The 23,326-nt window shown below is 37.8% G+C and carries 20 protein-coding genes; 9 read left to right on the top strand and 11 right to left on the bottom strand.

Annotated elements, in window-relative coordinates:
• Nucleotides 1-307: 307 nt before the first annotated feature.
• On the bottom strand, nucleotides 308-1,507 hold the full coding sequence (hemW, locus tag PVV70_RS00485) for a radical SAM family heme chaperone HemW (protein WP_273757463.1): 1,200 nt from the start codon (nucleotides 1,505-1,507) through the stop codon (nucleotides 308-310).
• A complete protein-coding gene (gene rdgB, locus PVV70_RS00480) occupies nucleotides 1,504-2,151 on the bottom strand; it encodes an RdgB/HAM1 family non-canonical purine NTP pyrophosphatase (RefSeq protein ID WP_273757462.1) in 648 nt (215 codons plus the stop codon). The genes hemW and rdgB overlap by 4 nt, the downstream gene beginning before the upstream one ends.
• Nucleotides 2,152-2,650: 499 nt before the next feature.
• Between rdgB and hrcA the strand changes: the two genes are divergently transcribed.
• On the top strand, nucleotides 2,651-3,721 hold the full coding sequence (gene hrcA, locus PVV70_RS00475; protein WP_273757461.1) for a heat-inducible transcriptional repressor HrcA: 1,071 nt from the start codon (nucleotides 2,651-2,653) through the stop codon (nucleotides 3,719-3,721).
• A 125-nt stretch (nucleotides 3,722-3,846) separates the two neighbouring features.
• Nucleotides 3,847-4,515 (top strand): nucleotide exchange factor GrpE, encoded by a 669-nt coding sequence (gene grpE / locus PVV70_RS00470; protein WP_273757460.1) that lies wholly within the window; start codon nucleotides 3,847-3,849, stop codon nucleotides 4,513-4,515.
• 92 nt (nucleotides 4,516-4,607) lie between these two features.
• Here the strand turns inward: grpE and thpR are convergent, their stop codons facing one another.
• The 6 genes from thpR to PVV70_RS00440 form a co-directional block, all read right to left on the bottom strand.
• Nucleotides 4,608-5,147: an RNA 2',3'-cyclic phosphodiesterase gene (gene thpR / locus PVV70_RS00465; RefSeq protein ID WP_273757459.1), complete on the bottom strand. Its 540-nt coding sequence runs from the start codon at nucleotides 5,145-5,147 to the stop codon at nucleotides 4,608-4,610.
• Nucleotides 5,148-5,709: 562 nt separating this feature from the next.
• Nucleotides 5,710-6,006, bottom strand: coding sequence for an HPr family phosphocarrier protein (locus tag PVV70_RS00460; protein ID WP_273757457.1), 297 nt, complete (start codon nucleotides 6,004-6,006; stop codon nucleotides 5,710-5,712).
• Nucleotides 6,007-6,023: 17 nt separating this feature from the next.
• Nucleotides 6,024-6,422 carry a PTS sugar transporter subunit IIA gene (locus PVV70_RS00455; RefSeq protein ID WP_273757455.1) on the bottom strand — a complete coding sequence of 133 codons (399 nt, stop codon included), beginning with the start codon at nucleotides 6,420-6,422 and terminating at the stop codon, nucleotides 6,024-6,026.
• 135 nt (nucleotides 6,423-6,557) lie between these two features.
• A complete protein-coding gene (locus PVV70_RS00450; protein ID WP_273757454.1) occupies nucleotides 6,558-7,022 on the bottom strand; it encodes an HPr kinase/phosphatase C-terminal domain-containing protein in 465 nt (154 codons plus the stop codon).
• Between the two features lie 22 nt (nucleotides 7,023-7,044).
• Nucleotides 7,045-8,829 (bottom strand): sensor histidine kinase, encoded by a 1,785-nt coding sequence (locus PVV70_RS00445; protein ID WP_273757453.1) that lies wholly within the window; start codon nucleotides 8,827-8,829, stop codon nucleotides 7,045-7,047.
• A gap of 39 nt (nucleotides 8,830-8,868) precedes the next feature.
• Entirely contained in the window at nucleotides 8,869-9,591 is a 723-nt protein-coding gene (locus PVV70_RS00440) for a response regulator transcription factor (RefSeq protein WP_005774392.1), read from the bottom strand.
• Nucleotides 9,592-9,977: 386 nt separating this feature from the next.
• On the opposite strand from PVV70_RS00440, the gene lysM reads away from it, so the two are divergent.
• Nucleotides 9,978-10,433, top strand: coding sequence for a peptidoglycan-binding protein LysM (gene lysM, locus PVV70_RS00435; RefSeq protein WP_273757452.1), 456 nt, complete (start codon nucleotides 9,978-9,980; stop codon nucleotides 10,431-10,433).
• Between the two features lie 106 nt (nucleotides 10,434-10,539).
• Here lysM and PVV70_RS00430 read toward each other — a convergent pair whose 3' ends face one another.
• Complete coding sequence (locus PVV70_RS00430; protein ID WP_273757451.1) at nucleotides 10,540-11,094, bottom strand: copper chaperone PCu(A)C; 555 nt, start codon at nucleotides 11,092-11,094, stop codon at nucleotides 10,540-10,542.
• A 1,028-nt stretch (nucleotides 11,095-12,122) separates the two neighbouring features.
• On the opposite strand from PVV70_RS00430, the gene dnaK reads away from it, so the two are divergent.
• The 5 genes from dnaK to lepA all read left to right on the top strand — a co-directional run bounded on the left by dnaK (nucleotide 12,123) and on the right by lepA (nucleotide 20,901).
• Nucleotides 12,123-14,015, top strand: a complete 1,893-nt coding sequence (gene dnaK, locus PVV70_RS00425) for a molecular chaperone DnaK (RefSeq protein ID WP_273757450.1) — start codon at nucleotides 12,123-12,125, stop codon at nucleotides 14,013-14,015.
• Nucleotides 14,016-14,173: 158 nt separating this feature from the next.
• Nucleotides 14,174-15,316 (top strand): molecular chaperone DnaJ, encoded by a 1,143-nt coding sequence (gene dnaJ, locus PVV70_RS00420; protein ID WP_273757598.1) that lies wholly within the window; start codon nucleotides 14,174-14,176, stop codon nucleotides 15,314-15,316.
• A 1,108-nt stretch (nucleotides 15,317-16,424) separates the two neighbouring features.
• Complete coding sequence (gene argB / locus PVV70_RS00415; protein WP_273757449.1) at nucleotides 16,425-17,330, top strand: acetylglutamate kinase; 906 nt, start codon at nucleotides 16,425-16,427, stop codon at nucleotides 17,328-17,330.
• Between the two features lie 32 nt (nucleotides 17,331-17,362).
• Entirely contained in the window at nucleotides 17,363-18,277 is a 915-nt protein-coding gene (locus PVV70_RS00410; RefSeq protein ID WP_273757448.1) for a DMT family transporter, read from the top strand.
• 818 nt (nucleotides 18,278-19,095) lie between these two features.
• The gene (lepA, locus tag PVV70_RS00405; RefSeq protein WP_273757447.1) at nucleotides 19,096-20,901 is read left to right on the top strand and encodes a translation elongation factor 4; all 1,806 of its coding nucleotides are present in this window, start codon (nucleotides 19,096-19,098) and stop codon (nucleotides 20,899-20,901) included.
• Nucleotides 20,902-21,054: 153 nt separating this feature from the next.
• Here lepA and PVV70_RS00400 read toward each other — a convergent pair whose 3' ends face one another.
• Both PVV70_RS00400 and dapD read right to left on the bottom strand, forming a co-directional pair.
• On the bottom strand, nucleotides 21,055-21,243 hold the full coding sequence (locus tag PVV70_RS00400; RefSeq protein WP_273757446.1) for a hypothetical protein: 189 nt from the start codon (nucleotides 21,241-21,243) through the stop codon (nucleotides 21,055-21,057).
• Nucleotides 21,244-21,480: 237 nt separating this feature from the next.
• Entirely contained in the window at nucleotides 21,481-22,329 is an 849-nt protein-coding gene (gene dapD / locus PVV70_RS00395) for a 2,3,4,5-tetrahydropyridine-2,6-dicarboxylate N-succinyltransferase (protein ID WP_273757445.1), read from the bottom strand.
• A gap of 106 nt (nucleotides 22,330-22,435) precedes the next feature.
• Here dapD and PVV70_RS00390 point away from each other — a divergent pair, with 106 nt between their 5' ends.
• On the top strand, nucleotides 22,436-23,299 hold the full coding sequence (locus PVV70_RS00390; RefSeq protein WP_273757444.1) for an LOG family protein: 864 nt from the start codon (nucleotides 22,436-22,438) through the stop codon (nucleotides 23,297-23,299).
• Nucleotides 23,300-23,326 lie beyond the last annotated feature (27 nt).

Below are 23,326 nucleotides of genomic sequence, written 5' to 3'. Positions count from 1 at the left end.
GTGGTGCGCATTTTAAAGCTGGAATTTTTGTTCGTAAAGCCTTTAGTTTTGTGAATCATCACTTTTATCGCTTCTAAAAAAGAAAATCAGACCATCTCTAGCTCAAAATATGACGATAGCTTTTAGCATTTGAAAGTGTTCATAAAAGTCATTTTTATCCAAAAATTCCCTTACCTTTAAGGGGTAAGTGAATGGTTGTCATTAATGTATTGTAAATAGTTTTGAAATGAAAAAATCTTACGACACTTTAGTTTTATTTTTGCTATGACAAATAATTATGATCAATAAAATCAATGTTATAAAAACTTTAATTTGCAAGTTGGCTGATGACGTAATCAAGAACAATACGTCCTTTGGTTGTTGCTTTTAAGCGTTTGTTATTCACCATTTCGACCAATTCTTGGTTTTGTAAATCGATAAGTTTTTCTATTGGGATACGTTTGGGACTTAAGGTTTCATAGCGTGTAAGTTCCAAGCCTTCACAAAGGCGTAATCCCATAAGAAGCATTTCATTTGCCTGTTGCTGAAGAGTTAATCGTTCTGTTTCAATACAGCCATGCCCTTTTTTTTCGACTAATTCAAGCCACTGTTCGGGATTCTTTTCATTGATAGTGACATAACGTTCATGGTTTTCAAGGTGTGATAAAGATGTTTTTGAAAAGGTGGAAGAATGATTTGGTATGTTCTCAATAAAACGACCATGTGCTCCTGGACCAAAGCCTGCATATTGGTGATATCGCCAATAAAGAAGGTTGTGTGCTGATTCAGCACCAGGCATGGCATGGTTTGAGATTTCATAGGCAGGAAGTCCATACAGAGCTGTTATTTCTTGGGTAAGATGATACAGATCTGCTGCGAGCTCTGATGAGGGAAGGATAAGCCTTCCTGCATCATGAAGTCGTTTAAAGGCGGTTCCTTCTTCGATTGTCAATTGATAAAGAGAAAGATGGTCTGCTGCCAAATCAATAGCTTGTACAAGTTCAGATTTCCATTGTTCAAAGGTTTGTTCGGGGCGAGCATAAATGAGATCAAAGGATAAGCGTGGAAAAATTTTCCTTGCTAAATCAATGGCATAAAGAGCTTGTTCTACATTATGGAGGCGACCAAGTTTGCGCAATGCTTTATCATTAAGCGCTTGTATCCCTAGAGATAAGCGATTAATACCTGCAGCACGGTATCCGCGAAAACGCTCTGCTTCCACACTGGATGGATTAGCTTCCAATGTAATTTCAACTTTATCATCAAGTATCCACTTTTTTGCAAGTGCTTGCAAGAGGGCATCAACAGTTTTCGGCTCCATAAGAGAGGGGGTTCCCCCACCAATAAAAATACTCGTAATATGGCGTGGACCTATTTTGTGGTATTGTGTTTCTATTTCGCGCTCAAAGGCGGTGACAAAACGTAGCTGATCAACACCGTGGATACGAACATGCGAATTAAAGTCACAATAGGGACATTTAGCAGCACAAAAGGGCCAATGAATATAAATGCCAAAAGGTTCATTCATGAGAATGCCAAAAGGTTTTCTGCTAAAAGTTTAAAAGCACGTGCGCGATGTGAAAGAGGGGGAATATCATTGTGTTGCCAGCCGTGTTTTTGCTCTGTTGACATTTCTCCAAAGGTATTTTCATATCCATCTGGTAAAAAAATAGGATCAAAGCCAAACCCCTTATCTCCCCGTGGAGGCCAAATGAATGTTCCTTCAACGTATCCGCGGAAATAATCTGTATGAGTATCAGTCCACGCAATACAAATGACGGATACAAAACGGCATTTTCGTTGGCTTTTTTCTCGTGCTCCGACTTTTTGAAGTTCATTTTCTATTTTTTGCATCGCTTTTGGAAAATCACGTGTACCATCGGCTTGAATTGCCCAATCAGCTGTATAAACGCCCGGTGCACCATCCAATGCATCTACTTCTAAGCCTGAATCATCAGAGAGAGCAGGAAGTCCTGTCTTTTTTGCTGCTGCAAAAGCTTTAATATAAGCATTTTCTTCAAATGTTGTTCCTGTTTCTTTTGGTTCTGGCAAGCCAAGCTCTTTGGCTGATTGTATTATTAAACCGAAAGGTGCAACCAAAGTAGTAATTTCATGTAATTTGCTGGCGTTATGCGTCGCAATGACAAGTTTTTTATCTGCTATGCTTCTCATATAGATTTCTCCAAAAATGAAAGGGGGAACTATTTTTGCGCTAAAAACCAGCTTAAATGCTTATACACACACATTCTGCTTGCTTTTACATGATAGGGTTATTTTACACGTTTTATGATATTTTATTCAAATAAAATTTTTCGTATTTTGTGAAGACAATGACAATGATTGAAAAGATATGAGAAACGATTTTTAACGATTTTTTATGAAAGCCTTTTTATGGTAAAAATCCAATTTTCTATTTCCCGTGGTTTATAAACAATCGAGCTTTTCTTGGTAAGCCCTTAAAGAGACCAATTCCTGTCTTAAATACCCTAATCACACACTCTAATAAAAAACATATCATGCATAATTATATGCCTTATATCATCACTCTAAAAGATGGTGTTTTATGGCTCAATAGGATAATATATTTTGATACTACTTTAGATTATTTGACCAAACCTTGGCAAAACTTATATAAGATGAAGAGAGTTTTTTAAGTAGTGAAACAATTGTGATGAAACACAAACCTATTGATAATGAACTAAAATATCTTGATGAACGTTCGCGTGATATTTTCCGCCATATTGTTGAAGCTTATCTTAATGATGGTGAACCTGTAGGATCACGCAATCTTTCGCGACTTTTGCAACAGACCTTATCACCTGCGACGATTCGCAATGTGATGAGTGATCTTGAACATCTCGGTTTGATTTATGCACCGCATGTTTCGGCAGGGCGAATGCCAACTCAATCGGGTTTACGTTTTTTTGTTGATGCATTTATGGAAGCGGGTGATTTGCCAAACGAAGAGCGAGAAAATATTGAAATGCAAGTCAAAGAGGCAGGTCATGCACAATCGGTTGAACATTTTCTTGTTCAAGCAAGCCGAGTTCTTTCAGATCTCTCCCGTGGAGCAGGGCTTGTTCTCGCAACAAAACAAGAAGGAACATTGAAACATATTGAATTTGTGCGCCTTGATAGAGAACATGCTCTTGCTGTTTTAGTGACTCAACAAGGTGAGGTTGAAAATCGTATTGTTCATTTGCCAGAAGGGGTTACTCATGCACAATTGACAGAAGCAACGAATTTTCTCAATGCCCATATTCAAGGGCGCACATTGAGTGAAGCTAAAGGGGAAATTGCTTGCCTATGCACAGAAACACGGGCTGCACTTGATGATTTATCACATCATCTTGTTGAAACGGGATTAGCTCTTTGGGGGGGAGAAGGTGCTGATCATAAAATACATCTTATTGTTCGTGGACGCAGTAATTTGCTTGAAGATGTGAAAGCAGAAGAAGATTTAGAACGGTTACGTCATTTATTTGATGATCTTGAAACCCGTGAAAGTATGGCACAGCTTCTCGATTTAACGGATGAAGGGTCAGGGGTTCGAATTTTTATTGGTTCAGAAAATAAGTTATTTTCACTTTCTGGTTCTTCTTTAGTCGTAGCACCTTATCGAGATTCACAACAAAGAGTCATTGGTGCTTTAGGCGTTATTGGGCCTACACGGCTTAATTATGCAAGGATTGTGCCTATGGTTGATTATACAGCTCAACTTGTGTCACAGTTATTGCGTTAAAATGATGTAGGTAAGTATTTGTACTATAAAAGCTCATTGTATTAATATACATCTGTACCCCTTGATTTTTGTCTGTAAAATTTCGATATCGAGAATAACAAATCTTATGAAGGAATAGAATTTTTATGTCTGATGAAAAAAACAAATTTACTGACGCTTCATTTGAAAATTGCGATTTAAAAAATCCAGCTGATCGTAATACACTTAAACAAGCCGCGGATGAATTTTTAAAAACACATAAAACAGAAGCACATGGAGAGGTTGAAGAAGAAAGTAAAGAGGTTGATCCTTTAGTGTCTTTACAGGATGAAAACAAAGAGTTGAAAGATCAGCTTTTACGTCTTGCTGCAGATATGGAAAATCTTCGACGCCGTACTGCGCGTGATGTAGCGGATGCGAAGGCTTATTCCATTGCTAATTTTGCGCGGGATATGTTATCTGTTTCTGACAATCTCAATCGCGCTTTGGAAGCGATTCCAGAAGGTGCACGGGAAAGTGATGCTGGTTTGAAATCATTGGCAGAAGGTGTTGAAATGACTGAACGTGCTATGATGGCAGCATTAGAGCGTCATGGGGTGCAGAAAATTCATCCAGAGGGGCAAAAATTTGATCCTCACTTTCATCAAGCGATGTTTGAAATTCCTAATGCCGACGTTCCCGATAACACTGTTCAACAAGTGGTTCAGGCCGGTTATATTATCGGGGAAAGGGTACTACGTCCAGCGATAGTGGGTGTGGCTAAAGGAGGAACAAAAGAAGCTTCTGTTGAAATTGATTCGGCTTCACATCAATAAAAGCTTCTAACGTAAATGCAGCATTCCCTACAATTTTGCATGTATTGGGGACTTTTCTCAAAGAGTTTTTAAAGGGTGTTACAAACACCCTTTTATTTTTGAAGTGACCAATTTCCTTTGACAAGATACACGGCATCGCTTGAGGGAAATGGCGATGAAAATAAAACAAAGTGATCGACCTCAAAAGGAGAAAATGAAAGATTTCTTCGAAAGAGCAGATAAGGAACAAGATCTTCAGGTTTAGTATCGCGCAGTCGCGCAATAGTAATGTGCGGCGTAAATTCTCTTTTATCAGGCGTTAGACCTAAATGGCTACGAATAGATTGCATTTTTTTGTGTAAAAGATTGAGAGCTTCACAAGGTTTAATGCGAATAACAAGAGAGGGAGAAGTATTTTCTGAACCAAAAATATCAAAACCATCTATTTGTAGCATAAAAGGAGAGAGCTTTATTGTATCAAAGGCATGTCTAAGTGCATCTGCTGTAGCATTTTCAACTTCACCGAAAAAAGACAAAGTGATGTGAAAATTTTGCGGATTAATCCACTGCGCATTTGGTAAGCCCTTTTGCAACGATACAAGTTGTTGTGTTGTTTGTTGAGGAATCTGAAGAGCACTAAATAGACGACCCATAATATTATCTCCTTATAATGAAAAGATATCATATAAAGTGCAGTGAAAGATAAATTAAAAGGGAAGAATGCTAGAAAAGATAAGGCAATAGTATAGAAAAAGCATGTCTAAAAAATGCTTAGCATAATTATAAATGTACAAAGCTTATTTGTTGTAAGAAAATGGTTATGATATCGATAAAAATTGCGTTTTCATGATCCACATCACAATGATTTGAAGTCTGGGATTGCTTGTGTGTTATAAAAATCTGCAAATTGAGTAGAAAATAACGAAAGTTGATTGATTTCTGATTTCTGATTTGTGAAATTATCTTGATCTTTTTCTTTTGCCTAAAAGCCAACATATTCAGTCCAAGTCAAAATTCTTTTTTCTATAAAGATGTAAATCATACGATTAAGATATCTAACAGCCATGATACGCAACAACTATTTAAATTGGCGAAATAATGTTAGAAAAAAAGTGAAAAAAATTGGCATAAAAACGGAAAAAGCAATCAAAATTCATAATGATGGAAATTTTTTATTCTCTAAGAATCATCATCCTTGTTTATTGTGAGAAAGTGCTAATTTTCCTCTCCAAAGTTGTTATTGATGAGCTTTTCAAGAGCATTAATGGCGTCTGTTGCTTCTGGTCCCCAAACACGAATGGTAAGGTTACAACCGGCTGAAGCTGCTAGCATCATGAGTCCCATAATTGATGATCCACCAACGATTTTTCCATCCTTTTCAACTTCAACAGTGGCATTAAAATTATCAACAGTTTGTACAAATTTTGCAGAAGCCCTTGCATGCAACCCACGTTTATTACAGATATTGAAATGACGGCTTATTTGAGAGGGGAGGGCATCTTTGGAAAGCATCAGTATTGTATCATCCGCTATAAAACCATACTTGGTACATTAATATATTTACGCCCTGCTTCTTGTGCTATTCTTAACGCATCTGATAATGAAATATCAGGGCATTTTCGAATAGAAATCAATTTAATAAGCATGGGCAAATTAACCCCTGCAATCATTTCAACGCGTCCTTTTTCAATAGCAGGAATAGCTATATTTGATGGTGTTCCTCCGAACACATCTGTTAATATGATGACGCCATGATCTGTATTTGTATCGGTTACTGCGGCTATAATATCACCTCGGCGCTGATCTATATCGTCATCGGGATGAACGCATATTGTTGCGAACTTTTCTTGTGTTCCAACAACGTGTTCCACGGCATGTAAAAATTCAACAGCCAGCTCACCGTGCGTTACAAGCACGAGTCCAATCATTTACGCAAACTCCTGTTAACTAATAAGATCCGACCATATTGGTGGAAAAGATATTTTACAAGGCTTTGTCTTGCTGCCAAGAAAAATTTGCAAAAAAAAGGCAAAAAGTGTGATTTTTTTATCTTTAGAAAAAAATTAAACAGGTTTGCGCCATAATTTTCTAAACAAAAATGCTTCAATAGCTTGACAAATGGCGGTACAATCGGCTTCACGAAGAGAAGGAAGTTTTAAAAGAGGAATGTGCAAATCTTCAAATTGAAAAGTTTTATTTGTGGAAAAACGTTCATATTCGGGGCCGAGAAAAATAACACAGTCGATAGGTGTGTGCTTTTGAAATTCTATCATATAAAGACCAGCACCACGAATCTCAATACCGCCCTGTAAGTTGTCAGGCGTGTATCCGTGAAGTTTTCCATTTTCCACACGCAGCATTGTATAATCATCACTGATCAGTTTTGCTTCACGTTTTGACCATTCAGCGCGGTCAAGCAAAGCAAGGGTGAGGGTCGATTTTCCTGATCCCGAGGGACCTGTAATTAACAGTCCCTTTCCACCCAATTGAAGGCAATTTGCGTGGAGTATTTCACATTTTGTTTTCATGTCCTTTACTTTGGGTAAAAGATTATTTAACGAGGGGAAGCATAATAATAAAACGTGCACCAGTTTTACATTTTCCAAGTGACGGATCAATAATATTTTCAGCTGTAATTGTTCCATTGTGGGCTTCGATGATTTGCCGACTAATAGAAAGGCCAAGTCCAGAGTTTTGTCCAAAAGCATCTTCGTTGGGGCGATCAGTATAGAAACGTTCAAAAATACGTTCAATATTCTCTGAACGAATACCAGGGCCATTGTCTTCAATGGTTAAAATAAGAGTTGAAGCATGGCTTTTCATCGTAATGCAAATTTTGCCACGATTACGAGGAATAAAGGAACGTGCGTTTTCGAGAAGATTGGAAATCACTTGTCCTAAACGGAGCTCATGTCCCAACACAAGATAAGCTTTTCCATAAGGACGTGGGATAATATTAAGGCTTACATCGATGGTTTGTGCATTGCGATATACTTCCTGAACGGCATGAACAAGACTTTCCAAAAGCGGTGTCATATCAACGATCTCTGCGGTTTCTCGTGCAAGCTCTGCATCGAGCCGCGATGCATCAGAAATATCTGTAATCAACCGATCAAGACGGCGCACATCATGTTGAATAATTTCAAGCAATTTTTCTTGTGCTTCTTCATTTTTAGCCAGAGGGAGGGTTTCAACAGCACTGCGGAGAGACGTAAGGGGATTTTTTAATTCGTGACTTACATCAGCCGCAAAGCGTTCAATGGCTTCAATACGCATATAAAGGGCATTGGTCATGTCACGAATAGAGGTTGAGAGATGGCCAATTTCATCTTCACGCATTGAAAAATCAGGAATTTCTACACGCTGATTATTGCCATTCCGCACTCGGTTAGCAGAGGCAGATAATTTGCTTAAGGGATGGGCAATCGTATGGGCTAAAAAGAGCGAAAGAACCAAAAGTACACTGCCCACAACGGCAAAAACTTTAAATATAACCAGTCTTTCGGCTTTTACAATGTTATCAATATCCGATCCAGTGGTTGAAAGAAGAAGAGCACCAACCACTGCGCGATAGCGTTGAACAGGCACGGCAACAGAAACGATGAGTTGACCTTGTCTATTGCGTCTTTTGGCGGTAGAAAGAGATCCGTTTAATGCTCGGTATACTTCTGGATAAGCAATTCCACGGTTTTTAGTTTGTTCTCTATCAAGAGCAATACCTTTGCCATAAAATGTGTTTGAATACCATGAAGTAAGACGATCCCACATGTTTTGTTCTGTTTTAAGGGGGGGTAAATCATAGCTAAAAACTTCTCCACTCGAATAAAGAACCCGCGAATCAAGAAGGAGAGTAGCATCACGATCATAGATACGTGCTCGTGTCGTTTTAGGTGTGATGAGACGTCGTAAAAGAGGGGCAACTTGTTCAGGGTTAATGGGAAAATCCCAAGAGTCGGTTGATTGAGGGGCGGGTGTAACGCTTTCACCAGCCTGTAACTCTAAGAGTTTTTGGGGGTCAATAAGGATAGAGTTTGTATCTACTGTTGCAGAAGCAGCAATGGCTCCAGCAATAATTTTTCCTTGGGTACATAAACTTTTAATTTTTGCTTCAATCAAACCATCGCGAAATTGGTTAAGGTATAAAATGCCTGTAACTAGAACGGCAAGGGCAGCAATGTTTAAGATAACAATGCGGCGTGTGAGACTGGAAAAAAGCAATTGTCTAAAGAGACGTTGTATTCGAAGGTGTAAACGAGCAAACATAAGAAATGGCGTTGAGGGTATACTGTTAGGAGCTGTTTTTTTTAGAGTTTCCAGTTGAGAATTGTCTGTCATCGATTTGATTGCCGTTCAAATTTTTTCGACAAAGCAGTCTTACACCTCGTGAAAACGATAACCTACACCATAAAGAGTTTCAATCATTGCAAAATCATCATCCACTTGTTTAAATTTTTTACGCAGACGTTTAATATGACTATCAATGGTACGATCATCTACATAGACCTGATCACTATAGGCAGCATCCATTAAGGCATCACGACTTTTTACAACGCCTGGTCTTTGTGCGAGAGTTTGCAGAATCAAAAATTCCGTAACAGTTAAAATAACAGGTTTATCTTTCCATGTACAGGTATGACGTTCTTGATCCATGACAAGATCTCCACGTTTAAGAGAAGAGGTGGAAGAAGTTCCCGTAGAAAGTGGTTGGTTACGTGCATTGGAACGGCGCAAAATAGCCTTTACACGCTCAATGAGAAGGCGTTGGGAGAAAGGTTTCGTAATAAAATCATCAGCGCCCATTTTGAGACCAAATAATTCATCAATTTCGTCATCTTTAGAGGTAAGAAAAATAACGGGAAGATCAGATTTTTGACGTAAACGACGCAAGAGCTCCATCCCATCCATTCGGGGCATTTTAATATCAAAAATAGCTAAATGTGGGGGATGAAGTGTGAGACCTTTGAGTGCAGATGCTCCATCTGTATAGCTTTCAACCCGATATCCTTCTGTCTCAAGCGCAAAAGATAGAGATGTCAAAATATTGCGATCATCATCAACAAGTACAATCGTTTGTGTGATTGTTGGTGTATCTTTCATGGTTTCTTAGACCTTTCTATTGCTGCGGTAGCAAATTACCCACACTTATTTATATGGGAGTTCACATTTTTTTTGCAAAACAAATATGATACAAATTGTAGCAAAGTAAAAAACCTTTTATCATTCCTGTAAAATCTTGTTTTGCTTTCATAATTTATAATGTTTCTTCGTCTATTAAGATCCCTTCGTTTGAGAGAAAATTTGTATAAAGGCTTTTTTTATTAAAATTTATTGCAAAGTTTATTCTTGTATTTGTCCCAAAATTGAACAGATTTAGTTTTGATTGTTGAAGTTTAGAAAATCCGCCTATGTGTTTTAAGAGCAAAGACAAGAATGTGGCAATATATGCACAAAAATTTGTTTCTGCTACACGAAAGGAGGTCATAATGGGATTTTTTAATTTCGTTAAAACTGTAGGGGAAAAGTTAGGTATAGGGGACCATGAGCCAAAAGAAAAAGACTTTAAGTCCGCGTTTGATCATTTTCAACTCGATACAGAAAAAGTCAATATTCAAGTTGAAGATGGTAAAGCTATTTTAAGCGGTGAGGTTCCAGATAGGGAAACACTTGAAAAAGCTCTTCTGGTTGTTGGCAATTCACAAGGTATTTCTTCTGTGGATGTTGAGCAATTAAAGGTTATCGATACGACGCCTAAAAAAACGTCTCGTTTTTATGAGGTTAAGTCTGGTGATAATCTTTGGAAAATTGCTGAAGAGGTTTATGGAAAAGGGCAAGGGAATAAAAACACATTTATTTTTGAAGCCAATAAACCAATGCTAAAATCTCCTGATAAAATTTATCCTGGACAAGTTTTGCGTATTCCTGAAGTTGACCATATTTAACGCATAAAAGAGGATAGTTTTTTGCTTATGTTATGGCATTAAATAAAATGAAGAAGCGTGAAAAATTTCACGCTTCTTCATTTTGTAAAATGTGTGTTTATAATAATTAGTGAGCAGGAGTGGATTTAGAAGGAGAGGTTGTTTTCATAGCATTTACAGAGAAATCAACATCAATGGTTCCTGCATTTTCAAATGTCAATTTTGCACTAATTTTATCACCTAGCTTGAAGGGTTGTGAAAGCCCCATAAACATAACATGGTCACCGCCTGGCTTAAGGGTTATTTCACCATTTCCCGGAATTTCAATGCCATTATGCAATTTTTCCATTTTCATAATATCATTAACGACGGCCATAGTGTGCATTTCCGTTGTTTTTACGCCGTTTGTGGAAATAGACACTAAACGGTCTGGTGTATTACTGTGATTAATAATATAGAAATAACCGCTACTAACTTTTACACCTTTAGGTGTTTCGCGTGCCCAAGGATTGAGAATTTCTATGTCACCAAGTTTATATTGCTGGGCACTTGCTGGTAGGGTTATACCCGCAAAGAGAAGAGCACATATGATATTTGCGATAACCTTTTTGTATGAATATTTTGCATGTATTGTATTCTTAAAGATGGGATTTGTTATTTTCTTGATAATAGATGTCAACATTGATTTACCCTCCTTCACAAGACTCACAATTTAAATTGTTTTTTTATTTTAGCAGATTTTTTATTTAAAATAAAAGCAAAGAATTACTAAAATAAAATTGATATAATATGAGAACAAAAATCATAGAACTCTTGCATTTTAAATAAAGAGAGTCATGTTTACAAAGACAAAACACCTCTCAACATTTCTGTGTTCATCTCACAAAAGTATTTGTAAATGATAAAAATTTACGATCCACCATTATTTTACTGAATAAAGATACAATAAACAAAGATCATACACTTGCTCAACTCTTAATATTACGACAGCTCTTGGTCCTTTAAAGCGTTTATACAGAGACATTATTATATTACTGTCGAATTTTAGAAGGATACATTCAAGAAAAAGCTTTTTCGGTGCATTTAAAGCACAGCTTTCAAATAGCAATGAACGATGAGGCTATTAGAAGAAGAATTTTTGAAAGGAGATCGATCAATGATACCGTCATCAATATGAGCATTTGGAAAAGCACCGTTTAATACTTGAAGGGTGCTCATAAAAAAATAGGTTCATAAGATATGACGGCTATTTTATATAGTCTTAAGGAAGGTTTATACTATTTTATGATATAAGTTATTCGCTTTTAAGTGATATTTTTTAAAAGCTTTTGTGTCAGTATTTTTTAATTCATAATGAGAGATCAAGAGCGCGTGTTCAATGATTCTTTTTATTTTTATAGACAGATATGTTTGTTGAGAATTGCGGGGAAAATGTATTATGATTTCGAGTCTTTCATAAATATGGTATTTATGAGTTATTAGAGTGCCTATTTTAAAAGAAATTTTTTATTTTGGAGATGTTTCTCTCATTATTCTCTTGTAGCAATAAAATCCTGTTCTTATATACGAGACAGCGAGGCTTGTTGTGACTTGCGGTTTGTTATTATTTATGTTGCTTGAAGCAGAATACGGGCTTTGAGTGTTATGAGGAGCTATCTTAAAAAGATGCTTTATGAAGGTTGAGGTAGCTTGCTGAATGGAGATTATAATATGGCAAAAGTAATTGGTATTGATTTGGGGACGACGAACTCTTGTGTGGCTGTTATGGATGGCAAAAACGCAAAAGTTATCGAAAACTCAGAAGGAGCGCGGACAACACCTTCCGTTGTTGCCTTTACGGATGGGGGAGAGCGGCTTGTTGGACAGCCTGCTAAACGTCAGGCGGTAACAAATCCTGAAGGGACAGTTTTTGCAGTGAAGCGTTTGATAGGGCGCCGTTTTGATGACCCTATGGTTGAAAAGGATAAAGCACTTGTGCCTTATAAAATCGTTAAAGGTGACAATGGCGATGCATGGGTTGAAGAAGCAGGTAAGAAATATTCTCCATCGCAAATTTCAGCGATGATTTTGCAAAAGATGAAGGAAACAGCTGAATCTTATCTTGGTGAAAAAGTTGAGCAAGCAGTTATTACTGTTCCTGCTTATTTTAATGATGCACAACGTCAAGCAACTAAAGATGCGGGTAAAATTGCTGGACTTGAAGTTTTACGGATTATTAATGAGCCGACTGCTGCTGCTTTAGCTTATGGTTTGGACAAAAAGGACGGCAAAACAATTGCTGTTTACGATCTTGGTGGTGGTACATTTGATATTTCAGTCCTTGAAATTGGAGATGGCGTTTTTGAAGTTAAATCAACCAATGGAGATACATTCTTAGGGGGTGAAGACTTTGACATGCGCTTGGTTGGCTATTTTGCCGATGAATTCAAAAAAGAGCAAGGAATTGATCTAAAGAATGATAAACTTGCTTTACAGCGCTTAAAAGAAGCGGCAGAAAAAGCAAAGATTGAGCTTTCTTCATCACAGCAAACAGAAATCAATTTGCCATTTATCACGGCAGATCAATCAGGTCCCAAGCACTTAACAATGAAGCTAACTCGGGCAAAATTTGAATCTCTCGTTGACGATTTAGTGCAGCGTACCATCGAGCCTTGTAAAGCTGCGTTGAAAGATGCTGGATTAAAGGCTGGTGAGATTGACGAAGTTGTTTTAGTGGGCGGTATGACACGTATGCCTAAGATTCAGCAAGTTGTGCAGAACTTCTTTGGCAAGGATCCACACAAAGGTGTTAATCCTGATGAAGTGGTTGCGATGGGTGCTGCCATCCAAGGGGGCGTTTTACAAGGCGATGTTAAGGACGTGTTGCTGCTAGATGTAACCCCTTTATCCTTGGGGATTGAAACATTGGGGGGTGTTTTCACACGTCTCATTGAGCGCAATACCACGATCCCGACGAAAAAATCGCAAGTTTTTTCAACAGCTGATGATAACCAGAGTGCTGTAACAATTCGTGTTTTCCAAGGTGAACGGGAAATGGCCAGTGATAATAAGTTATTGGCTCAATTTGATCTTGTTGGTATTCCCCCAGCACCGCGTGGTATACCTCAAATTGAAGTTACTTTTGATATTGACGCGAATGGTATTGTTAATGTTTCGGCCAAAGATAAAGGAACTGGTAAAGAGCATCAAATTCGTATTCAGGCATCGGGTGGTTTAAGTGATGCTGATATTGAAAAAATGGTGCAGGATGCGGAAGAGCACGCAGCTGAGGATAAAAAACGCCGTGAAGGTGTTGAAGCCAGAAATCAAGCGGAAGCTCTTATTCATTCAACGGAAAAGTCACTCAATGAATATGGCGATAAAGTATCAGCTGAAGAAAAGGGACAGATTGAAACAGCAATATCTGATTTGAAATCTGCGCTTGAAGGCAGTGATACGGAAGAAGTAACAACAAAGATGCAAAAATTAGCAGAAGTCAGTATGAAGCTTGGGCAGGCGATGTATGAAGCGTCACAAACAGCGAGCACTGACACTGAAACAGAGACAAAGAATGATGATGTTGTCGATGCTGATTTTGAAGAAGTTAATGATAAGAAGAAATAGTGTCAGCATATGTGTTGATTAATTTATAAACCCGGCCTTTGAAATATAAGGCTGGGCTTTATTATTTGAGATAAGTTGCAAGTTTGTTGCTAAAAATATAAATTAAAAGCGATATTATCCATAAAGATGGATGATAGAAAAACTATCAGGAATACATGATGAAGGTTGACTATTATGAAATTCTTGGCGTAACTCGTGAATGTGATGATAAAAAATTGAAATCTGCTTTTCGTAAGTTGGCAATGCAATATCATCCTGATCGCAACGCCGGGGATAAAGAGGCAGAGCGAAAATTCAAAGAAATTGGCGAAGCCTATGAAGTTCTTAAAGATCCCCAAAAGCGTGCTGCTTATGACCGATTTGGTCATGCGGCTTTTGAAAATAGCGGTGGTCAAGGGGGAGGCAATCCTTTTAGCGGTTTTGCTGCCGGTAGTGGATTTGCTGATATTTTTGAGGATTTTTTTGGTGAGATGATGGGAAGTGCACACCGTAAGCGTGGTGATGGTCGCGAGCGTGGTGCAGATCTGAGTTATAATATGGAAGTGACTTTAGAAGAGGCATTTTCAGGAAAAACTGCAGAAATTAATATTCCTAGTTCCGTTACGTGCGATGTTTGTGAAGGTTCAGGAGCGAGAAAGGGCTCTAGTCCGCAAGTTTGTGGGACATGTCATGGATCTGGTCGAGTGCGTGCTGCACAAGGCTTCTTTTCTATTGAGCGAACATGTCCTTCATGTCATGGACGTGGTGAAACGATTACGGATCCATGCCCCAAATGTCAGGGGACACGACGCGTAGAGAAAAAACGTTCATTAAGCGTGAATGTTCCAGCTGGTATTGAAGATGGAACACGTATTCGTCTTTCTGGTGAGGGTGATGCTGGTATTCGTGGCGGTCCCAATGGTGATCTTTATATTTTTCTTTCCGTTAAACCGCATGAATTTTTTCAGAGAGAAGGAGCAGATCTTCACTGTCGCGTTCCTATTTCGATGGTAACAGCGGCTTTAGGAGGAGAGTTTGAAGTTTCTGACCTTGATGGTGTTAAAGCACGTGTTAAGATCCCAGAAGGGACACAAAATGGACGTCAATTCCGCCTTAAAGGCAAAGGCATGCCCATGTTGCGTCGTCAGCAAGCAAGGGGTGACCTTTATATCCATATCACGATTGAGACACCGCAGAAACTTACGCAAGAACAACGTGAACTATTGCAAAAATTTGAAAAGCTTTCCAATCATGAGAATTCACCACAATCACATGGTTTTTTTTCACGGATGAAAGAATTTTTTGAAAATATTTCTGGTTAAAATAGGTGAATGTTTTCAGAGTAAATGAGAAAACATTTTAGGAAGGTTATTTTCATTAAACTTTCGATTGTCTTATCATCTTTGAGAAGCATTCTTTTGGTTTGAAAAGAAAAAAGAGAAACAATTAATTTAAGTGTAAGCTCCTGCTGCGCAGAGTTTTTTACATTTTATGGATAAGTCTTTCTTTTGAATGTCTATAACATTTTAAAAAGGGCTTATCCATAGAAGGATGCATTGAATGACTGAAATATTTCCAGTGTTAACGGCATTTATCTTTTTGTGCCATAAAAAATCATCATTTCAGGGGGTAATACAAGCTATGTAAGCCTCTTGTGCACATGAAGTGTTTTTTTAGAAGTGGGAGGTTATGAGGCTTGTTCGTAGAGTCTTATGTGAATAAATCACATGAGCGACTATCAGGTGGAACCAATCCAGTAAGAATCCAGATTTTTTTACAGGCAAAACCTCTTAAGAACCTTTTTCTTTAAAGGAAAGGTCCCAAATTTTGTGTTTATCTTTCTTGTCTGTGATTTTTTACTCAAAACTCTTTTTAAAAGCTCCATAATAAGAAATTTTAAAATGGCAAAATCTTATCAAGTAAGGCTAAAAAAGCTGTTAGGCAATCTATCTTATTTCGAATAATGTAATTTCTCATGATTGATTTTATAGGTTCTATTTTAGATAAGATATAAATAAAGCAATTGAGCGATTTCTATGTCGGTAATTTATTGATTTTATTATTATAAGAAAATTTTAATTTTATCTTATAAAATCAATGCTTGTATATACTTCTATTCATTGTTAATTACCGATAAGGGTAAACTCGTGAGTTGAATGTACAGCGTAGCTTAAAAGTTTTGCTTTTCAACTTTATACATAAGATCATAAAATAGTGGCGTTTTTTTTGCGCTTATTTTGTTTAATTTTTTGCTATTAATTTTATTTGAGGAAGTTGTTTTCTTGTTTCATCTCGTTATTACTTTTTCGTAATTTACAGGGAAATTGATGATTTTCAGGGGGAAAGATAGAATAAAGCTTTGTTTTATTGTTTTCATTTTTCCTAAATTCTACTTAAGAGAGGGTAAAAAATGATGAGGAGGCTCTATTAATGGATGATGCTAAAAACGGGGCTGTAGATGTTTTGGAAAAACAAGCAGCATTTTTATCGTCTGCTTTACCTTATATGCAAAAATACGAAAATGAAACGGTTGTAGTAAAATATGGCGGTCATGCTATGGGTGATCCTGCTTTGGGACGAGCATTTGCGCGTGATATTGCTCTATTAAAGCAATCGGGGATTAATCCTGTTGTAGTTCATGGTGGAGGGCCTCAGATTGCTGAAATTTTAATGAAAATGGGGATTGAATCACGATTTGAAAACGGTTTACGGGTAACCGATGAGCGGATCGTTGAAGTGGTTGAAATGGTTTTAGCGGGTTCCATCAATAAGGAAATTGTTGCTCTCATCAATGCTGAGGGTGAATGGGCAATAGGGCTGTGCGGTAAGGATGGCAATATGGTTTTTGCCGAAAAGGCTTATAGAACTGTCATTGATCCTGATTCGCATATTGAACGTGTTTTAGATTTGGGTTTTGTTGGTGAGCCTGTTGAAGTGGATCGTACATTGCTGGATCTTTTAGCATGTTCTGAAATGATACCAGTTCTTGCTCCTGTGGCTCCAGGTCGGGATGGTAAAACCTATAATATTAATGCTGATATTTTTGCTGGAGCTATTGCTGGTGCATTAGAGGCAAAACGTCTTTTATTCCTCACGGATGTTCCTGGTGTTTTGGATAAACAGGGCAAACTTTTAAAAGAATTGACGGTTTCTGAAGCTGAGAAACTTATCAAAAATGGAACAATTTCAGGAGGCATGATTCCAAAAGTAGAAACTTGTGTGAAAGCCCTTCAAAATGGTGTGGAAGGTGTTGTCATTTTAAATGGAAAAACCCCTCATTCTGTTTTACTAGAGCTGTTTACCGAACAGGGAGTTGGAACGCTTATTGTTTCATAAATTGTGCGGAAAATTGGAGAAGAAGGCCTTTCATGACGAATATAAAACAGTTTAAATATCCTTTATTAAGTAAACCAGAATTGGCAATATTTGCTGCAACAATATTGTGGGGGATTACATTTTTAGTCATTCACATTGCGGTACGCTATAGCGGTCCTCTGTTTTTTGTTGGATTTCGTTTTATTGTTGCATCTCTCATATGTGGAGCAATTTTTTGGCGCTCTATAAAAGGTATAACTGTTTATGAAGTTTTCGCTGGGATGGCAATTGGTTTATCCATGTTTTTTGGTTATGCTTTTCAAGCAGCTGGACTTCAAACGATTATTAGTAGTCAGTCGGCTTTTATCACAGCGCTTTATGTTCCGATGGTTCCAATCTTGCAATGGATTGTTTTTAAAAAACCTCCCCGTTTTGCCTGTTGGGTTGGTATTATTTTCGCTTTTATTGGGCTTGTCCTTGTTTCAGGACAAAAGCCGGGAAGTTTTGATTTTTCAAAAGGTGAAATTTTGACTTTGTTGGGCGCTTTAGCGATTGCTGGAGAAGTCATACTCATCGGAATTTTTGCCAACAAGGTTGATAGTCGGCGTGTGACCATTATTCAGTTATTCTTTAGTGGTTTTTTTTCATTTGCTTGTATGCCTTTGATGGGTGAAAGCATTCCTGCATTTTCGTGGGTATGGTTTAGTGTTGGTATGGGATTGGCATTAATGAGTGCTATTATTCAATTGGCTATGAATTGGGCACAAAAGTCTATTTCCCCTACGCGTGCGACACTCATTTATGCAGGTGAACCGGTATGGGCTGGTATTGTTGGGCGTTTGGCTGGAGAGCATTTATCTCCTTTAGCTTTATTAGGCGGCTTACTGATTTTGATTGGGATCATTGTGGCTGAATTACAACCTTCACAATGGCGTAAAAAAAATAAAGCAATTGAAAAAATTGATTAGCGATGCACCTTTTCTATCATGATTTTATTGCATGCGTTTTTTGCTTGCAGCGTTTTCATTTAAATTGCAAAACAATAATTAATTCATTATAAATCAATGTATTATCCAATTGATCGAAGAGAGTTGATGTTTTTATCTTTAATGGAGGAAGAAAGGAGTTGTACAAAAAATACATAAAAACTCTATACAATAGAGCTTATTTCTACAGTTTTAAACGTTAAAAAGAAGACGATCCCTTTCAACACACACTTATTTTATATAAGATTGCTAAAAAGGCAAATTATTGCATACAAATAAAAAGCATTTCTCGCAAATTTTATCGAAAGTTTAAGTGATATACGCGTTCACCCGATGTTCATGCAACATATTGATTTATAATGATAATATAACATTATTCATATTGAGTTAGAACTCTGAAGACTGTTAAAATTTTCTCATTTCAAATGTTTTTCATATTAAATTAATCCAAATCATTTGCTTACATGTCATAAACGGGAACCATGTGGTTAAAATTGCATAAAAACGGCATGCCTTCTATAAATTCTTTCAAATATTAAGGACTATCGCAACATTGGAGGTTGGCAAAGTGTGTGATGGAACACATACCGGCTTATCCAGCCGATGAGTCATCAAACAAGGTGCAAAAAGATCATTTTAGGTCCCTTTGGTATTTAATTTAGTAGATAAAAGCCTTATTTTTTAGGTTATGAGAAGTTCATGTTTTGAGAAGCTCTTTTGGTTAATATTCTTTTGAAAGGTTCTAGATAAGACATAATTGGTCTTTGCGTTTTGTATTATTCTTTGCTAAATCGCCTTATATGACAATAGATCGTAATTATATTCGTAATTTTTCCATCGTGGCGCATATTGATCACGGCAAGTCCACTTTAGCGGATCGTTTGATTCAAATAACAGGGGGGCTTGACACACGTGAGATGAAAGAACAAGTGCTTGATTCCATGGATATTGAGCGTGAACGTGGGATTACCATTAAGGCACAAACGGTACGTTTGCACTATAAAGCAAAGAATGGTGAAACCTATATTTTAAATCTTATGGATACACCAGGTCATGTGGATTTTGCTTATGAAGTTTCGCGGTCACTGGCAGCGTGTGAAGGTTCTCTGTTGGTGGTAGATGCGAGTCAAGGGGTGGAGGCACAGACATTAGCAAATGTTTATCAAGCTATTGATAATTCGCATGAATTGGTTGTTGTACTCAATAAAGTTGATCTTCCAGCAGCAGAACCTGAGCGTGTTAAAGAACAAATTGAAGATGTGATAGGTATTGATACATCTCAAGCGGTAGAAATATCAGCAAAAACAGGTTTGGGTGTTCCTGATGTTTTGGAGGCAATTGTTACACAATTACCACCTCCACGTACAGGCGATGGTGCAAATCCCTTGAAAGCAATGTTGGTTGATAGCTGGTATGATGCATATCTTGGTGTAATCGTTTTGGTACGAGTCATTGATGGAGTGTTAAAAAAAGGCCAAACCATTCGTATGATGGGGACAGGGGCAAAATATCCTGTTGAGCGCGTTGGGGTTTTTACACCTAAAATGGTGCAGATTGATGAATTAGGCCCAGGCGAGATTGGCTTTATCACTGCTTCTATCAAAGAGGTAGCCGATACACGGGTTGGCGATACGATTACTGAAGAGCGTCGTCCCTGTGAAAATGCTTTGCCAGGTTTTAAGCCTGCGCAACCCGTTGTCTTTTGTGGACTTTTTCCAATTGATGCTGCCGATTTTGATGATTTGCGTGCAGCCATGGGAAAATTACGCTTAAATGATGCGAGTTTTTCTTTTGAAATGGAAACATCTGCAGCTTTGGGGTTTGGTTTTCGGTGTGGTTTTTTGGGACTTCTTCATCTTGAAATTATTCAAGAGCGATTAGAGCGTGAGTTTAATTTGGATTTAATCGCGACGGCACCTTCAGTTGTTTATCGCATGAATATGAATGATGGTTCTGTTAAAGAGTTGCACAATCCAGCGGATATGCCTGATGTGGTTAAAATTTCTTCTATCGAAGAACCGTGGATCCGAGCGACAATCATGACTCCTGATAGTTATCTTGGGTCAATTTTAGAGCTGTGCCAAGAGCGGCGTGGAATACAGGTTGGTTTATCCTATGTTGGAACGCGTGCTATGGTGACGTATGATTTACCACTCAATGAAGTGGTTTTTGATTTTTATGATCGCCTAAAATCAATCTCAAAGGGGTATGCTTCTTTTGATTATCAGATGACGGATTATGCAGAGGGGGATTTAGTTAAAATGTCTATCTTGGTGAATGGAGAGTCTATAGATGCATTGTCGATGCTTGTGCACCGCACGATTGCAGAAAAGCGCGGGCGTTCCATGTGTGAAAAACTGAAAGATCTTATTCCCCAGCATATGTTTCAGATTCCAATTCAAGCAGCTATTGGTGGTAAAGTTATAGCGCGCGAAACGATTCGTGCTTTGCGTAAAGATGTAACAGCGAAATGTTACGGAGGCGATGTAACGCGTAAGCGCAAACTTTTGGAAAAGCAAAAAGAAGGTAAAAAGCGGATGCGCCAATTTGGAAAGGTAGAAATTCCTCAGTCGGCCTTTATTCAAGCGCTTAAAATGAATAAATGATGAAAAAAGAAACATTTTCTCTCATTGATCGCGCTCTTGCTTTTGTCGATGAGTTCAGTTTTTTAAGAACACTTTTAAATGGAGATTGTAAAGTGTTTCACACTTTTGTGTCTTGCGTGATAGTGTCATGTTTCTCACGTAAAACAGAATATTTTAAACAAAATACATTTGTGTTGCACGTTTACGTTCTTGTTTTAAAGAATCATCTCTCACTGTATCAAACTCCGTTTTATAATGGGGACCGTGAAAGGTATAATGCAAAATCGATTGTGAATGATATAAAACCCACCATTTGGCATCACTTTCTTTCCGCCTCATAAAGACACAAGGTTCACCCATCATACTTTTTTCCAGTGCAAAATGTTATGATAATCCTTGGCACTTGAGAGAATTCATTAAAGGCATTTTTGCTTTTTTCTTAAAGTATTTTTTCCCCTACACTAACGGCATTTGTAACGTGCAAGGAAATGAGAATGACTAGATTCATCATGAAAGGATTTAAAATAAGAGAATCCTTGTATTTTATAGTGTTATTCAAGTTGAAAAACAATGAATGATCATTATAAATTAACAGTGTGTCTAATCACGTAAAAGCTCATTAATGGATGTTTTCTCTCGTGTTTTTTGATCAACCCGTTTTACGATAACAGCACAATAAAGATTTGGGCCTGCTTCACCATTTGGGAGTGGTTTTCCAGGGAGAGATCCTGGAACAACAACCGAATAGGCTGGTACTTCACCGATAAAAATTTCCCCTGTTGTACGATCAATAATCTTTGTAGACTTCCCAATAAAGACTCCCATTCCTAAAACAGTCCCTTCACGAATAATACAGCCTTCAACAATTTCAGAGCGTGCACCAATAAAGCAATGATCTTCAATGATTGTTGGATTTGCTTGCAGAGGTTCCAAAACACCTCCAATCCCAACACCACCAGAAAGATGAACATGTTTACCAATTTGTGCACAAGAACCAACGGTTGTCCATGTATCAATCATTGTTCCTTCATCAATAAAGGCACCAAGATTAACAAAGGATGGCATGAGTATGACGTTTGGTGCAACATAGGCAGAATGGCGTACAATCGCTCCAGGAACAGAACGAAACCCCGCTTTTTGAAAATCATCTTCTTTCCAACCAGAAAATTTTGAGGGAACTTTATCCCACCAATGTGTTCCATTGATTCCACCAGCAATAATTTGCATGGTATTGAGGCGAAAAGAGAGCAGAACAGCTTTTTTCAACCATTGATGAACATGCCATTGTCCATTTTTTTGCCGTTCTGCAACACGGATTTCACCTTTATCAAGAAGGTTCAATGTGTGTTCGACACTCTCACGAATTTCACCTTTTGTGGTAGTATTAATAGAATCGCGATCATCAAATGCTTTTTCGATAATGATTTCAAGTTGTGTGAGATGGGTCATGACGAAAGTTCCGTTAAACAAGTTGAAAGCTTCAAGATTTATTCTCTATGACCTACGCGAAGAAATGTTTTCAGTCAATAAAACGATGAGAAAGTAGGACAGGTGCATGAAAAAGGGCTGTAAAGAAAAAAGAAAAGAAGAACGAGAAAATTGGACTCCCCTTCTTCATACGAAGGAAGCTCTACAACAGATCCATAAAGTCTCTAATTCAGCGCAAATGTGTTCTCCGACTTATCGTTTAGCCTATATCGATCAAGATTTTATGATGCGTCCAGAGCTGCGTTCACAACGTATTGGTCTTGAATTTTTAAAGCCGGAAATAACACTTAAAGAATATAATATTCAATCAACAGTTGTTTTGTTCGGTGGTGCACGTATTCCTGAACCTGGGCAAGCAGCGTGGGCTGCAAAAAATGAAACACAAAAGAAAAATTTGTGCGCTATGTCACATTATTACGATGAAGCAAGAGAATTTGCACGTTTGTGTTCCCTCTATTCGGCAAAAACAGAATACCGTGAATTTGTGGTTGTCACAGGAGGCGGACCAGGGATTATGGAAGCAGGAAATCGTGGTGCTTGTGATGTTGGTGCGCCAACGGTTGGCTTGAATATTATTTTACCGCATGAGCAAGAGCCTAATTCATATATTTCTCCGCATTTGTGTTTCAATTTTCACTATTTGGGGATGCGAAAAATGCATTTTTTAGTACGGGCAAAAGCATTAGCTATTTTTCCTGGAGGATTTGGGACTTTGGATGAGTTGTTTGAGACGTTAACTTTAATACAAACAGGACGTATGAAACAGGTACCAATTTTATTGTTTGGCAAAGAATTTTGGAGCAATGCGATCAATCTTGAATATTTGGCTTCGCAAGGTACAATCGCTCCTACGGATGTTAATTTGGTGAAATTTGTCAATACAGCAGCAGAAGCTTTCAAAGAAATTCGTTCTTTTTATAAATTGCCTTAATTTCTTTTGAAAAAGCCATTTTTGTGA

The sequence above is a fragment of the Bartonella sp. AU55XJBT genome, from assembly GCF_028618525.1.
Note: the sequence above shows the minus strand (reverse complement) of the source record. Positions and strands in the feature narration are given on the sequence as shown.

What these genes read in the sequence shown, in the direction of transcription:
- rdgB (WP_273757462.1), bottom strand. Translation starts at nt 2,151, where the DNA reads ATGAGAAGCATAGCAGATAAAAAACTTGTCATTGCGACGCATAACGCC.
- PVV70_RS00390 (WP_273757444.1), top strand. Translation starts at nt 22,436, where the DNA reads ATGAAAAAGGGCTGTAAAGAAAAAAGAAAAGAAGAACGAGAAAATTGG.
- PVV70_RS00450 (WP_273757454.1), bottom strand. Translation starts at nt 7,022, where the DNA reads ATGAAAACAAAATGTGAAATACTCCACGCAAATTGCCTTCAATTGGGT.
- hemW (WP_273757463.1), bottom strand. Translation starts at nt 1,507, where the DNA reads ATGAATGAACCTTTTGGCATTTATATTCATTGGCCCTTTTGTGCTGCT.
- lepA (WP_273757447.1), top strand. Translation starts at nt 19,096, where the DNA reads ATGACAATAGATCGTAATTATATTCGTAATTTTTCCATCGTGGCGCAT.
- PVV70_RS00455 (WP_273757455.1), bottom strand. Translation starts at nt 6,422, where the DNA reads ATGATTGGACTCGTGCTTGTAACGCACGGTGAGCTGGCTGTTGAATTT.
- PVV70_RS00445 (WP_273757453.1), bottom strand. Translation starts at nt 8,829, where the DNA reads ATGACAGACAATTCTCAACTGGAAACTCTAAAAAAAACAGCTCCTAAC.
- PVV70_RS00400 (WP_273757446.1), bottom strand. Translation starts at nt 21,243, where the DNA reads ATGATGGGTGAACCTTGTGTCTTTATGAGGCGGAAAGAAAGTGATGCC.
- argB (WP_273757449.1), top strand. Translation starts at nt 16,425, where the DNA reads ATGGATGATGCTAAAAACGGGGCTGTAGATGTTTTGGAAAAACAAGCA.
- PVV70_RS00430 (WP_273757451.1), bottom strand. Translation starts at nt 11,094, where the DNA reads ATGTTGACATCTATTATCAAGAAAATAACAAATCCCATCTTTAAGAAT.
- dnaK (WP_273757450.1), top strand. Translation starts at nt 12,123, where the DNA reads ATGGCAAAAGTAATTGGTATTGATTTGGGGACGACGAACTCTTGTGTG.
- dnaJ (WP_273757598.1), top strand. Translation starts at nt 14,174, where the DNA reads ATGAAGGTTGACTATTATGAAATTCTTGGCGTAACTCGTGAATGTGAT.
- lysM (WP_273757452.1), top strand. Translation starts at nt 9,978, where the DNA reads ATGGGATTTTTTAATTTCGTTAAAACTGTAGGGGAAAAGTTAGGTATA.
- PVV70_RS00440 (WP_005774392.1), bottom strand. Translation starts at nt 9,591, where the DNA reads ATGAAAGATACACCAACAATCACACAAACGATTGTACTTGTTGATGAT.
- PVV70_RS00410 (WP_273757448.1), top strand. Translation starts at nt 17,363, where the DNA reads ATGACGAATATAAAACAGTTTAAATATCCTTTATTAAGTAAACCAGAA.
- PVV70_RS00460 (WP_273757457.1), bottom strand. Translation starts at nt 6,006, where the DNA reads ATGCTTTCCAAAGATGCCCTCCCCTCTCAAATAAGCCGTCATTTCAAT.
- thpR (WP_273757459.1), bottom strand. Translation starts at nt 5,147, where the DNA reads ATGGGTCGTCTATTTAGTGCTCTTCAGATTCCTCAACAAACAACACAA.
- dapD (WP_273757445.1), bottom strand. Translation starts at nt 22,329, where the DNA reads ATGACCCATCTCACACAACTTGAAATCATTATCGAAAAAGCATTTGAT.
- hrcA (WP_273757461.1), top strand. Translation starts at nt 2,651, where the DNA reads ATGAAACACAAACCTATTGATAATGAACTAAAATATCTTGATGAACGT.
- grpE (WP_273757460.1), top strand. Translation starts at nt 3,847, where the DNA reads ATGTCTGATGAAAAAAACAAATTTACTGACGCTTCATTTGAAAATTGC.